Below are 13969 nucleotides of genomic sequence, written 5' to 3' on the forward strand. Positions count from 1 at the left end.
GTCAAATGTTTTTTCTCAATTTCATGGTTAGGGGAGATATGGAATGAGTTCTTTGGTTCTTGGTTTTGAGGAAATGGAAAAAACGCAGCTTTTACTCGTTGGCGGAAAAGGGTTGAAATTAGGGGAATTGGCAAAACTGGAAGGCATTCAAGTACCCGAAGGATTTTGTGTAACCACCTTGGGATATCAGCAAGCCATCGCACAAAACGAAACGTATCATGCTTTGTTGGATCGACTCTCTGGGCTCCATGCAGCAGATCGAGATCAAATTGGTGACATCAGCGGGAAGATACGGCAAATCATTACGGAAGCAGAAATTCCTTCCGATGTTGTAGAAGCCGTTACTCACTATCTCTCCCGGTATGGCAATGACCATGCTTATGCCGTGCGTTCCAGTGCGACGGCTGAAGATTTACCCCATGCTTCTTTTGCCGGTCAGCAGGACACCTATTTAAATATCATCGGCACAGAAGCCATCCTGCAGCATATCAGCCAATGTTGGGCTTCCTTATTTACGGACCGCGCGGTCATTTACCGTATGCAAAATGGATTTGACCACAGTCAAGTTTCATTATCCGTTGTCGTGCAGAGAATGGTTTTTCCCCAGGCTTCAGGGATTTTATTTACTGCTGATCCGATCACTTCTAACCGGAAGCTGCTGTCGATTGATGCCGGTTATGGACTTGGAGAAGCGCTGGTCTCCGGCTTGGTCACTCCCGATTGTTATAAAGTACGGGAGGAGGAAATCGTCGAGAAGAGGATAGCCGCCAAAACATTGGCTGTCTATGGACGAAAAGAAGGCGGAACAGAGACCCGTCAGATCGATCCCGATCAGCAAAAGGCCCAGACCCTTACTGATCAACAAATTTTACAGCTGGCACGCATCGGCAGACAGATCGAAGCCCATTTTGGCTGCCCGCAGGATATCGAATGGTGTTTGGCTCACGATACCTTTTATATTGTCCAGAGTCGGCCGATCACTACGCTATACCCGATCCCTGAAGCGAAGGATGGAGAAAATCACGTCTATATATCTGTGGGTCATCAACAAATGATGACCGACCCCATCAAACCATTGGGATTGTCTTTTTACCTGTTAATCACTCCGGCACCCATGCGTAAAGCGGGCGGAAGGTTGTTTGTTGATGTTACCCCTATGCTGGCTTCACCTGACCGCAGAGGAAATTTATTAAATGCCATGGAACAACACGATCCGCTCATGAAAGACGCACTGATGACCATCATAGAACGAGGAGATTTTATAAAATCGTTGCCAAATGACAAAAAAGAGTCCGGTCCAAGTAAAGGTAGTAAAGGGATGCCGCCTGCGGGCGCCCAGCCGCCATTCGAAAACGATCCGTCTATCGTTTCAGATTTGATTCAGCGTAATCAAACCTCGATCGAAGAGTTGAAGCAAACCATCCGAACGAAATCAGGATCGGATTTGTTTGATTTTATCCTGGAAGATATCCAGCAGTTAAAGAAGATCTTATTTGACCCGCAAAGTACGGCGGTGTTTATGGCTGCTATGGATGCTTCATCATGGATCAATGAAAAGATGATGGAGTGGCTGGGTGAAAAAAACGCAGCAGATACGCTTTCTCAATCGGTGCCAAACAATATTACTTCGGAAATGGGATTGGCGCTGTTGGATGTCGCCGATGCGATTCGTCCTTATCCGGACGTGATTGATTATTTACAGCAGGTAAAAGAGGATCACTTCCTGGATGAGCTGGTTAGGTTTGAAGGCGGACAGGAAGCGCAAAACGCAATCCACGCTTATCTCAGTAAGTACGGGATGCGGTGTACCGGAGAAATCGATATTACCAGAACCCGTTGGAGCGAAAAACCAATTACGCTGGTCCCCATGATTCTGAATAATATCAAAAACTTTGAGCCTAATGCCAGCCACCGGAAATTTGAGCAAGGGCGGCAGGAAGCATTGAAGAAAGAGCAAGAGTTGTTGGAACGGTTGAAGCTATTACCGGATGGGGAACAAAAAGTCAAAGAGACCAAACGAAAGATCGACTTAATCCGGAATTTCATCGGTTATCGTGAATATCCCAAATATGGCTATGTGAATCGCTACTTCGTTTATAAGCAGGCTATCCTGAAAGAAGCCGAACAGCTCGTACAAGCGGGCGTCATTACTGAAAGAGAAGATGTTTACTATCTCTCTTTTGAAGAGCTGCACGAAGTCGTACGCACCCATAAACTGGATTACGGGATCCTCAGCCAACGAAAAGACGAGTACCAATTATATGAAAAGCTGACTCCACCTCGCGTGATTACGTCTGACGGTGAAATCATTGCAGGTGTGTACAAACGAGAAAATGTCCCCGCCGATGCTATTGTTGGCCTTCCTGTTTCTGCCGGAGTTATAGAGGGACGTGCGCGTGTCATTTTAAACATGGAGGATGCGGATCTAGAAGAGGGAGATATCTTAGTCACCGCCTTTACGGACCCCAGCTGGACGCCATTATTCGTATCCATCAAAGGCCTGGTCACCGAAGTGGGCGGACTGATGACCCATGGAGCCGTTATCGCACGGGAATATGGCCTGCCAGCCGTTGTCGGAGTGGAGAATGCGGCAACACGGATTAAAGATGGGCAGCGGATTCGCGTGCATGGAACCGAAGGGTATATTGAGATTTTAGATAATTAGAGGTAAGTTATTTAAGAATTGGGAATAAAAGTGTATGGTCAGGGAGTAGATCGCCGCGCGGCAGCTGCTCCCTTTTTCGTTGAATCCGGCAGATAGGTTTAGGGCTCAGATCCGTAGCGGAAGAAGATCCTGGTCTGCAATAATATACTATATGTCCTTCCGTTTTGAGATGTAGGATAGGTGAGAAGAGCTTGAAAGGAGCATTCTCATGGATATTACATCTTTTTTGATTTATTGTTTGATTGCTACATTTACACCGGGACCAACGAATATTGTGATCTTATCCACGGTGCATCGATTTGGGGCAAAGCAGGCAATGGAATATACTTATGGGGCAACCATTGGTTTTTGTGTATTGCTTGTTATTTCCGCCGGTTTGAATACGATGCTGATCACGGTCATACCGAAACTGATCATGGGGATGCAGATCATCGGAAGCGGTTATATGCTCTATCTGGCATATCAACTCTACCAAACGGATCCATCGAATCCGACTGTAACCCAAACGGCTACCTTTCTGTCCGGCTTTCTTATGCAGTTTTTAAATCCAAAGGTGATCCTGTTTACCATAACTGTAATTCCCACTTTCGTTATGCCTTATGACAACGCGGTCTCTGTGGTGCCGATAAGTGTACTGGCGATTACATTCATCGGATTTTTAGCGTTTACTGCTTGGGTTCTTTTCGGTTCAGTCTTCAGGGATTTTTTACAAAAGCATAATAAGACAGTGAATGTAACCATGGCCTTATGTTTAGCTTACGCTGCCGTTATGATATGGATGTAGGCAAGTTTACTCAGAGGTGGTTGAAATGGACAAATTCGTCTATAAAAAATCCGCGGGGATTACTGCATTATCGGCAAGTATGACGGAATTTAAATGACAGATTGTAATATGAAGTGCGACAGTTAGAAAAAACAAAAGGCCCATGTATGGATTCGTGTAAAATGGAAGTCACCACAACACCATTTACAAGGAGAACCCCTACATGAGCTACTCCCATCTTAGCATAATTGAGCGTGGACAACTAGAGACATTGTATCGGCTTGGCTGGTCGACACGTGCCATTGGCCGTCAGCTCGGGCGGCATCATGCTACTATTGCCCGTGAACTTAAACGCGGCCAGTACGAACAGTGTTACGTCGCCCTGCCAGCTCAAAATGCGTATCACAAACGAAGAATGGCTAGCGTACCGGTCGGTAAATTTACTTCGGAGCTTGCAGCAGAGGTGCAAGAGAAATTAGAACAAACCTGGTCACCCGAGCAGATCGCCGAAAGACGCAGATGCGAAGGAAAGCCATTGGTTTGCTTTAAGACGATCTACAGATGGCTCTATGACCGCCGGTTGTCCGTTTCAGAGACAGATGTATTGCGTCACAAAGGAAAGCGGCGGCAACCCCAGGAAACAAGGGGAAGGTTTCTGGTTGGGACGTCGATTCACCAGCGCCCCAAAGAAGTGCGTAAACGCACAACCTTCGGACATTGGGAGATCGATACCGTGGTCTCCAGCCGAGGAAGCAGTAAGGCCTGCGCAGCTACGTTCGTCGAGCGAAAGACACGTCGCTACCTCGCTATAAAGATGCCGGATCGTACAGCACATTCGATGGAGGTGGCCTTTGGGGTGGCCGTGAGCCAATATCCGCAGGGAACCTTTCAAACGGCAACAACTGATCGTGGAAAAGAGTTCGCCTGTTATGCCTCTCTTGAACACCATCATAACATCAATGTTTATTTCGCAGATCCCTACTCTTCTTGGCAGCGAGGCTCTAATGAGAATGCAAATGGACTTTTACGGGAGTTTTTCCCCAAGGGTTATGATCTGGCCACGGTTACGGATGAAGAGCTGGCAGAAGCCATCGATCTGATCAATCATCGACCTCGAAAATGTCTTGGCTGGAAATCTGCTTACGAATCCTTCATGGAAGAACTGTCGCACTTAGCTTGACAATCCATCAAATATAAAAAGCACGCTCACCAGGAGTATGCCGTAGGAGTTACGCTGCGCGGTATCCAGCACTATAACTTGGATGGCGCTTTGCAATTATCCTATCAGAATGGGATTATGCTCTTTAACCCGGAACAAGCCCATGACGGAATGGCTCATGATCATACGGGCCTTGATTATGTGATGTTATATATTGATCCCGCATTGCTCTTAGAGGCTGCCGAGAAGAAGGAAATCGTACGATTTTCAACTCCTATTGTGTATGACTATGGTCTGGAACAACGAATCTTACGTCTTGCTCAATCCGTCTTAAGTGAACAAGATGAGGCGTTATCCAGCGAATTGCTCTTATCCCTTGCGGATCGTCTGGTTTGCAGCAATGTTTCTACAGACGACAGAAAAGATAATGCGCTGGTTAGAAAAGCAAAGGAGATGCTTCAATCGAACATGGAGCATGTACTTAAGCTTGATGAAATCTGTAAAGAGCTGCACTTATCGAAATTCCAGTTTATCCGATTATTCAAGGCTCATACCGGAATTTCACCCTATCAATACTTTCTTAACTGCAAGATTGAACGCGCAAAGCAAGTAATCGAAAATCATAGGGATATTTACTCAGCGGTAGCTGCATGCGGTTTTGTTGATTTAACCCATCTCAATAGACATTTTAAAAGCGTATATGGAACAACGGCATTTGAATATCTGTCACATCTAAATTGAGGAGGAAGGTACTGAGAGTGGACGGGGCCGGACACGATGTTTGGAGCCGCGGGAACAAGTTCGGAGGCCTTACAAACTTATTTCAAAGGTCTGGATTAGGTAAGGTTCAGGTGGGGAGGGGTCCCGCCTGAGCCTCTTTGCTTTTGTGGAGGGTTAAGTTCCCCTTGTCTGCCTGTACCGCAGCACCAGCGGAGCGGCCGCACTTTGAATTCATGTTAAATTCGCCTTCAAGGCATTGACAGTTCAATTAATAATGATTATCATTATCCTTTAGTATTGAGAACGTTTATCACTGAAACTCGTCGGGGGAAGAAAATGGATGGAGACATCATGGAATAAACCGGTTCAGCCTGTCATCCGGTCGCGTCCGGTGACGGCAGCGCTCATCATGATTGGGGGGACAATCGCACTTCTGCTTGGCCTCGGGCTATCGATATCGGTAGGCGCTTCGGACATCGGACTCCACACCGTGTGGGACGCGCTGTTTCATTTTAATCCCGAAGCGACGCAGCACCGGATCATTCAGGAGCTTCGCCTGCCGAGAGCCCTGGCCGGGGCGATGGTCGGCGCCTGCTTTGCCGTGTCGGGAGCGATCATGCAGGGCATGACGCGCAATCCTCTCGCCGATCCGGGTCTGCTCGGAGTGAATGCCGGAGCCGGTCTGGCACTTGCTCTCTGCTTTGCATTTTTGCCGAACCTGCCGTTCCAATACTTGATCCTGCTCTCGTTCCTCGGCGCTGCCGCGGGAAGCGGCCTGGTCTACGGGATCGGAGCGCTTGCCAAGGGCGGGCTGACGCCGGTTCGGCTGGCGCTTGCCGGGGCGACGGTCAGTGCGCTGCTCGTCGCTCTCAGCGAAGGAACGGCGATCTACTCCCATATGGCGCAGGATCTGGTGTTCTGGCATGCCGGAGGAATGGCCGGCGCCAAATGGCTGCAGGTCCAGATGATGGCTCCCTGGGTGATCGCCGGTGTGATTGGCGCACTGCTGCTGTCCCGGTCCGTTACGATGCTCAGCCTGGGCGAAGAGATGGCGGTCGGACTCGGCATTCGGACCGGGTGGATCAAGCTCTGCGGCTCGGTGCTGGTGCTGGTGCTCGCAGGGGCGGCCGTGTCGGCGGTCGGACCGATCGGTTTTGTCGGCCTGGTGATTCCGCACATGGCCCGATATTTCGTCGGAAGCGACTACCGCTGGATCGTTCCTTGTTCGGCCATACTCGGCGGCTTGCTCATGGTATTCGCCGATATCGGCGCAAGAATGGTGAACCCGCCGTTCGAGACGCCGATCGGGGCGGTCATCGCCCTGCTTGGGGTTCCATTCTTTATTTATTTGGCACGCAGGGAAAGGAGGGAGCTCTAGGTGGTGCATTTGCAAGCGGCTCCGGACAGGAATCATCGTGCAGCACGTGCCGCAGCTGTCATAACAGGCCTGTGTGTGCTGATCCTCCTTGCCTTTATCATCAGCATGAATACAGGGGTGATCCGCCTCTCTCCCGCCGATGTCGCCCGAACGCTCTTCGGAGGCGGCACGGATCAGCAGAAGCTGATCTTATTTGATTTCCGGCTGCCCCGCATCGTGATCTCCCTGCTCGTCGGAGCGGGGTTCGCCGTATCGGGAGCCATCCTGCAGGGCGTCTCCCGCAATGCGCTGGCCGATCCGGGCTTGCTGGGGATCAATGCCGGAGCAGGTCTGGCGGTCGTATTGTATATTTCCTTCTTTCCTGTGAAAGAGGAGGCCCCCGTATTCTTCATGCCGCTTCTGGCCCTGCTTGGGGCGGGAACGGCGGCGGCGATGGTCTACCTGCTCGCCTACAAAAAGGAGCAGGGCATCTCTTCCACCCGGCTGATTCTGATCGGCATCGCGGTGGCGGCGGGCATGGGAGCCCTGATGCTTGTGCTGACAATCCGCCTCGATCCGAAGAAGTACCAATTCGTCGCGGTATGGCTTGCAGGCAGCATATCGGGGACGAGCTGGAAGTATGTCACGGCCGTCCTGCCCTGGATGCTCATCCTGCTTCCCCTGGTCTTCTACAAGGCCCGTGTGCTGGATGTGCTGCACTTGGGAGAACAGGTGGCGGCCGGGCTCGGGGTGGCCATCGAACGGGAACGCCGAAGGCTGCTGGCGGCGGCCGTAGTGCTGGCCGGCGTATGTGTTGCGGTCGGCGGCGGGATCGGCTTCGTCGGACTGATCGGTCCGCATCTGGCAAGGCTGCTCGTTGGGCCAAAGCACCGGTACCTGCTGCCCGCTTCGGCGCTTACCGGCGCTCTGATGCTGCTCGCAGCCGATACGCTGGGCCGGTGGATGCTGCAGCCATCCGAGGTGCCCACCGGCATTGTCGTCGCGGTGATCGGCGCACCGTATTTTTTATATCTGCTGTCCAAATCGAAAGCTTAATTCCTTATTCCCTTACTCGATAACATCAACGGAGGTCATCTTATAATGAAGAAACGTACATATTCCTTGTTGGGCGTGGTATTAGGCGCAGCCATCGCAGCGAGCGGATGCGCAAGCTCGACCGAGCAGGGGGCGGCAGGCAGTTCCTCTCCGGCCGCATCCCCTGGGGCGTCCGAGACGGCCAAGCCTGCAGCTGAGCGCACGATGAAAGATGCGCTGGGGCATGAAGTGAAGATCCCGGCGAACCCGCAGCGCATTATCGCCTCCTACCTGGAGGATCACCTGGTTGCTCTTGGGGTCAAGCCGGTCGCCCAGTGGTCGGTCAGCGGCGGCAAATCGGTGCAGGCCTACCTGCAGAAAGAGCTGAACGGCATTCCGACGATTCCAAGCGATCTTCCCTTCGAATCGGTCATGAGCTTTACTCCGGACCTGATCCTCGTGGATAGTGCGGAGCAGGTGGCCGGAGACAAGTACGCCCAATATGCCAAAATTGCCCCGACCTTCACGGTAGGGAGCGGGGTCAACAATGATTGGCGGCAGGAGCTGCTGACGGTGGGCGATGTGCTGGGCAAAAGCGCAGAAGCCAAAAAAGCTTTGGAGAACTACGATCTCAAAGTGAAGGATGCGAAGGAGCAGCTGCAGAAGGCGGTCGGAACCCAGTCCGTGGCCGTTCTCTGGGTAACCGCCAAAGCCGTCTATGTGCCGAACGAGAAATTATCCAGCGGTGACGTGCTCTACCGGGATCTGGGACTGACGCCGCCGGATGAAATCAAGGAAATCTCTAAAACGGCTACCGCGAACTGGAATCCGATTGCGGCAGAGAAGCTGGCTCAGATGAAGATCGACCATATGTTTATCGTGAACAGCAAGGGCGTCACGAAAGATGAGCTGCTGAAGGATCCGGTATGGGCCGGCATTCCCGCGGTGAAGAACGGGCATGTCTATGAATACGACCAGTCGGCCAGCTGGCTGTATACCGGAACGATTGCGAACAGCCAGATGATCGACAATGTCCTGTCGAGCATGCTGAAGAAGTAACCGGGGCACGAAGGGAGAGGACAAAATGGAGCAGCTCGATTTGTACGCGGACGAAATCACGACGGAAGAGGAGCTGCGGGCGGTCGTCGGCTTTCCGCATGAAGCCATGGTGCAAAAAGCGGTGGGGATTCTCGATGACCAGATTCGGCGATACATCGCCATGTCTCCCCTCTTTTTTCTCTCTACTTCCCATGCGGACGGGAGCTGTGATGTATCCCCGCGCGGAGACGCTCCGGGTTTCGTCCGGGTCTGGGACGAGAAGCACCTCATCTTCCCGGAGCGGCAGGGGAACCGGCGTGCCGACTCCCTGCTCAACCTCCTAGGGAACCCGCATGTCGGCATGGTGTTCATCATTCCGGGCATGGAGGAGGTGCTCCGGATCAATGGCCGGGCCCGCATCATACGGACGCCCAAGGTGCTGAGCGAGCTGCAGGCAGGAAGCCAGACGCCGCAGCTTGGCGTGGTGGTGGAGGCGCAGGCGTGTTACATTCACTGCTCCAGAGCGCTGAAATCTTCTGCGATCTGGAATTCGGGAACGTGGCCGAAGCCGGAGGCGCTTCCTTCGTCGAAAGAGATGTTCCATGCGCATTTGAAGATCAACGGCTATAAGCTTAACACATGATGAAGCAGGTGAGGAACAGACAGGGAACAGACCGTCCGGAGGGAGCAGCTGTTCCCTGTTTGCATTTGAAGCGAACCCTGCCGCATGAATCGGGCCGTCCCCTTGTCCGCGGTGCAGGAAAGCTGGATAAGATCTGCGTTTTTTGCGGCAATTGGACGCTTGGACTCTTTTGCACCCCGGTTTTTTGAACAAGGAACACTGAAATTTGCATGTTCATATGCCTCTTTTTGACTATACACTGATAAAGCAGTCCTGTCGGTATTGCGGATGATCACCTTACCGAGGGGGAAGGAGGAGGTGTTCAGTAGAATTGCGTTCGTCTTCGTGGATGGGACGGACGGCAGTACAGGGAACTTGCCTGGACTTGGAAGCGCGGGTCATACGTAACTTGTGTGAGTATCGGGACTTATGATGAGGAGGAAGAATTGATGTTAGAGAGAGGAAAGGCTGCCCCAGCGAAATTGAAATGGTCCAAGCTGATGATCGTCCTGTTGGTGCTGGCGATGGTTTTTCCGGTTGCTCCACCGGCGGCGTTCGCCGCAGACTCGGTGCTGGCTGATGATAATTTCGGCAGCTATGCGCCCGGTCCGTTCACAGTTGGAAGCGGTAACAATTGGACGAAGGAGGGATCGACTCCCGACATGACCGTAGTTCAAGATACGGTTACCGGAAGAACGTACGGGTCGATCACCAACAATACCACCGGTTCGATCTATGTCGGCCAGCGCTTCACTGCGCAGGGCGGCGGCATGATCATGGAGTTCGACGCGAATATGCCGACGAGCAAGGGCGGGACCTTGTGGGTGATGGACGGCAAAGTGAACGCGACAAGTGCGGCGGCTCTGCGTTATCAGATGGATGCCGGCGTCATCAAGCGCGGGGGTTCGTCAACGACCAATGTGGTTCCCTATGATGTGACCCATTGGTACCGGTTCAAGATCGTGTTCAATATCCCGGGGCAAGTATATACCATAACGATGACGGATCTCAATAACGGGAAAACGGTCTCTTGGAATGAAAACTTCTACAGCAGCAGATCCAAAATCAGCTCCTTCGGATTCTATGTCAATCCGGGCGGTGGAACCATCAATCTGACGAACGTGCGTCTGACTTCGCTCGATCTGTCCTTGGCCGATCTGAAGCTTGCCTCGGAAGGCTACTCTCCGAAGCTGAGCCCCGTGTTCGATCCGACGGTGGAATCGTATGAAGTCGAGGTTCCCTCTACCACGGACCGCCTTACCGTGATCCCTACAGCCGGCAATCCGGGGAACGTGAAGGTGAAAGTGGGAGAGACCGGCGTCGACAGCGGGATGTCCGCCGACGTACCGATCACGGAGGCTTCAACGAATATTGCGGTGAGCGTGACCTCCGCGGTGTACTCCGATATCTCGAGAACCTATACCATTCACGTGACCAAGCTGGAGAAATCGCCGAATCTCAAATTCGTTGCCACGGAACCCCGCGATTCGGAAGTGAAGATCGGGTGGGAAGAGACGCTGGACCCAACCTATCAATCGGCCCATATCTATCAGGTGAATGCGGATCAGGGCCTGACTCTGGTCGATACGGTTCCCAAGGGGACTTACATCTCCACCGTAAAAGGGTTAACGAACGGGAATACGTATACCTTCATCGTCAAAGGCTTCTATGCGGACGGCACCGAATCTTCGGGAGTCACCGTTCAGGAGACGCCGGTGAAGTTTGCTCCCCGCCAAATGGAAAGCTTGAACCGCGGCCTCGTTGCCATGAAAACGCAGGACGGTGTCTATGCCGGCTGGCGCCTGCTGGGTACGGATCCCGGGAATGCGGCGTTCAACCTGTACCGTGACGGAGTCAAGGTGAACACCTCGCCGATTACCGGCAGTACCAATATGGTGGATCCGGCCGGAACGGGCAGCTCCACGTATTTCGTCCGGACTGTAGTGGATGGAGTCGAACAGAAGCAATCGGAAACCGTTAAAGTATGGGATACGAACTATCTGAGTGTCCCGCTCCGTAAGCCGGCCGACGGCGTTACGGTGTCCGGCGAAGCCTATTCGTACCGGGCGAACGATGCGACAACCGCCGATCTGGACGGAGACGGGGAATATGAGATTATCCTGAAGTGGGATCCGACCAATGCCAAGGACAATTCGCAGAGCGGGTATACGGGCAGTACGCTTGTAGACGCTTACAGGATGGATGGCACGTTCCTGTGGCGGATCGATCTGGGCCGTAACATCCGTGCAGGCGCCCACTATCTCGACATGATGGCGTATGACTTGGACGGGGACGGCAGGGCCGAAGTCACCTTCCGCACGGCCGACGGCACGATCGACGGGCAGGGGAACGTCATCGGTGACACGAATGCCGATTGGCGGAATTCGAGCGGTTACATTCTTACCGGACCGGAATATCACACGATATTTGAAGGTGCTACCGGTAAAGCGCTGGCTACAGAAGCATATGAGCCGGAGAGAGGCAATGTCTCCGATTGGGGAGATGCCTACGGCAACCGGGTGGACCGCTTCCTGGCGGCGGTCGCTTATCTCGACGGCGAAAGACCGAGTGTGATTATGCAGCGCGGCTACTACACCCGTATGGTGCTGGTCGCCTACAATTGGAGGGACGGCAAGCTGACCAAGCTATGGACCTTCGATTCGAATACGCCGGGCAACGAAGCCTACCGGGGGCAAGGCAACCATCAATTGTCTGTCGCTGACGTGGACGGGGACGGCAGGGATGAGATTATTACCGGAGCTGCCGCCATCGACGACAACGGTACGGGCCTCTGGAGCTCGGGACTCGGGCACGGCGATGCGATGCATCTGAGCGATCTGAATCCCGACCGGTTAGGGCTGGAAGAATGGGCCGTGCAGGAGAACACGGCGGCTGAGTATTCGGCGGAGATGAAGGACGCGAAGACCGGTCGAGTGCTGTGGGGCCAGCTGCAGGTCGGCATCGACGTCGGCCGCGGACTGAGCGCCGACATCGACCCTACCCGGCGGGGCGAAGAGGTGTGGGCCATCGACGGCGAGTGGAACAGTACCACGGGCGGCTTGTTCAGCGCGAAGGGCGAGAAAATCTCCGGCAGTATCCCGTCTTCGAATTTCGCGGTCTGGTGGGACGGCGATTTGAGCAGGGAGCTGCTCGATCATAACTGGACCACAACCCCGGTGAGACAGGGCACACCGAAGATCGACAAATGGGACTACGTAAACAACCGGCTGAACAATCTTGTCACGTTCGAAGGCACGTCATCCAACAATGATACGAAGGGCAATCCTTCCCTGCAGGCCGATCTGTTCGGCGACTGGCGGGAGGAGGTCATGGTCCGCACCGACGACAGCTCGGAGCTGCGCATCTATTCGACGACGGATCGGACTGACCATCGTTTCGTTACTTTGATGCATGATCCGGTCTACCGGCTCGGCATCGCTTGGCAGAATACCGGCTACAACCAACCGCCGCATCTGAGCTACTACCTCGGGAACGGCATGGAGCAGCCGCCTGTACCGAACATCCGCACCCATGCGGTTCCGGCGTCCGAACTGAGCGTGTATGCCGCTGCCGATGAAGTAGCGGCCGGCGGGCAGCTGAGCTTCTTCCCCGTGGTTACGCCTTCGGCGGCGAACGTCGGCAGTGTGAACTGGTCGGTTACGGGCGTGGACGGCTCCCCGACGTCACTGGCGTCGATCGATGCCAAGGGTACGCTCACGGCAGCCTCGGCCGGCACGGTGAAGGTGACGGCTGCTGCCGCTGACGGCTCCGGTTTGACGGGCAGCCGGAGCATTACCATCAAGGGCGTTTCCGTTACCGCCATCCAAGTTACGGCGGAAGGGAACGTGACGGAATTTACCGGCCCAGGCAGCTTGCCGTTTCATGCGGCGGTTACACCGGGCAGCGCGACGAATCCGGCAGTGAAGTGGAGTGTCACGGATCTGAACGGCGCAGCAACGAATATCGCCAAGGTGACGGATCGTGGCGTGCTTCAGACGAGCGGTGCGGGATTCGTTAAAGTAAGGGCTGCCGCACAGGATGGCTCCGGCATCACCGGAGAAGCGGTTCTGCGGGTGAAGCACGTTCTGAACGGAACCTTAACTTTGCCTGTCAAGACGGATGCTTACGGCAAAGTGTCTGAAGCCGTGGCATCACAGGATATCCGTAAGATGATTCAGTCGGCAGGCGGAGATACGGCTGCGGTCGCCCTGCAGTCTTCTACCACCGTGAAGGAAGCGCAGATCCGCGTGCCGCTCCAGGAGTTCAGCCAGGCATCGAAGAAAGGAATCAAACGGCTGCAGCTGCGGATCCAATCGGCCAAATATACGGTCGACATGGGCTACATCAACAATGCGCTGAAGAAAGGCGCGACCACGCTGATCCTGACGGTGGACTCCAAAGGTAACTTTAAGACCGCCAGCCAGTGAGCTTCCTAAGAAAAGTACCTGCGAGCCGGCCGTGAAGGAAAACCTGCAGCTGAACTGCTGTGAATATTGCATCCGGCCGGATGAAGGCAGGTTTACAGGGGCTGCCCCCAAAATGTTCGCATGACATGGGAGGGCGCCAATGTTCAAACGAAAGGACCTCAAATTCCACTGTAAAGTGGAGGA

The 13969-nt window shown here is 53.6% G+C and carries 8 protein-coding genes and 1 pseudogene; all 9 read left to right on the forward strand.

Features of this window, described 5'->3' with window-relative positions:
* Window positions 1-43: 43 nt before the first annotated feature.
* The 9 genes and pseudogenes from ppsA to ACP26L_RS11000 all read left to right on the forward strand — a co-directional run bounded on the left by ppsA (window position 44) and on the right by ACP26L_RS11000 (window position 13786).
* The gene (gene ppsA / locus ACP26L_RS10960) at window positions 44-2665 is read left to right on the forward strand and encodes a phosphoenolpyruvate synthase (RefSeq protein ID WP_426452556.1); all 2622 of its coding nucleotides are present in this window, start codon (window positions 44-46) and stop codon (window positions 2663-2665) included.
* 208 nt (window positions 2666-2873) lie between these two features.
* The gene (locus ACP26L_RS10965; RefSeq protein WP_426452557.1) at window positions 2874-3449 is read left to right on the forward strand and encodes a LysE family translocator; all 576 of its coding nucleotides are present in this window, start codon (window positions 2874-2876) and stop codon (window positions 3447-3449) included.
* 202 nt (window positions 3450-3651) lie between these two features.
* The gene (locus ACP26L_RS10970; RefSeq protein WP_426448119.1) at window positions 3652-4608 is read left to right on the forward strand and encodes an IS30 family transposase; all 957 of its coding nucleotides are present in this window, start codon (window positions 3652-3654) and stop codon (window positions 4606-4608) included.
* A gap of 9 nt (window positions 4609-4617) precedes the next feature.
* Window positions 4618-5328, forward strand: a pseudogene (locus tag ACP26L_RS10975) (helix-turn-helix domain-containing protein); the annotation flags it as partial.
* A gap of 319 nt (window positions 5329-5647) precedes the next feature.
* Window positions 5648-6685: a FecCD family ABC transporter permease gene (locus ACP26L_RS10980; RefSeq protein ID WP_426452558.1), complete on the forward strand. Its 1038-nt coding sequence runs from the start codon at window positions 5648-5650 to the stop codon at window positions 6683-6685.
* Window positions 6686-7720 (forward strand): FecCD family ABC transporter permease, encoded by a 1035-nt coding sequence (locus ACP26L_RS10985; protein ID WP_426452559.1) that lies wholly within the window; start codon window positions 6686-6688, stop codon window positions 7718-7720. It abuts the gene before it with no gap.
* Between the two features lie 42 nt (window positions 7721-7762).
* Entirely contained in the window at window positions 7763-8758 is a 996-nt protein-coding gene (locus ACP26L_RS10990) for an ABC transporter substrate-binding protein (protein WP_426454898.1), read from the forward strand.
* A gap of 25 nt (window positions 8759-8783) precedes the next feature.
* Window positions 8784-9380, forward strand: a complete 597-nt coding sequence (locus tag ACP26L_RS10995; protein ID WP_426452560.1) for an MSMEG_1061 family FMN-dependent PPOX-type flavoprotein — start codon at window positions 8784-8786, stop codon at window positions 9378-9380.
* Between the two features lie 428 nt (window positions 9381-9808).
* Window positions 9809-13786 carry a cadherin-like beta sandwich domain-containing protein gene (locus tag ACP26L_RS11000; RefSeq protein ID WP_426452561.1) on the forward strand — a complete coding sequence of 1326 codons (3978 nt, stop codon included), beginning with the start codon at window positions 9809-9811 and terminating at the stop codon, window positions 13784-13786.
* Window positions 13787-13969 lie beyond the last annotated feature (183 nt).

This window comes from Paenibacillus sp. S-38, assembly GCF_049942825.1.
Lineage (GTDB): Bacteria > Bacillota > Bacilli > Paenibacillales > NBRC-103111 > Paenibacillus_G.

What these genes read in the sequence shown, in the direction of transcription:
- ACP26L_RS10980 (WP_426452558.1), top strand. Translation starts at nt 5,648, where the DNA reads ATGGAGACATCATGGAATAAACCGGTTCAGCCTGTCATCCGGTCGCGT.
- ACP26L_RS10995 (WP_426452560.1), top strand. Translation starts at nt 8,784, where the DNA reads ATGGAGCAGCTCGATTTGTACGCGGACGAAATCACGACGGAAGAGGAG.
- ACP26L_RS10965 (WP_426452557.1), top strand. Translation starts at nt 2,874, where the DNA reads ATGGATATTACATCTTTTTTGATTTATTGTTTGATTGCTACATTTACA.
- ACP26L_RS10970 (WP_426448119.1), top strand. Translation starts at nt 3,652, where the DNA reads ATGAGCTACTCCCATCTTAGCATAATTGAGCGTGGACAACTAGAGACA.
- ACP26L_RS11000 (WP_426452561.1), top strand. Translation starts at nt 9,809, where the DNA reads ATGTTAGAGAGAGGAAAGGCTGCCCCAGCGAAATTGAAATGGTCCAAG.
- ppsA (WP_426452556.1), top strand. Translation starts at nt 44, where the DNA reads ATGAGTTCTTTGGTTCTTGGTTTTGAGGAAATGGAAAAAACGCAGCTT.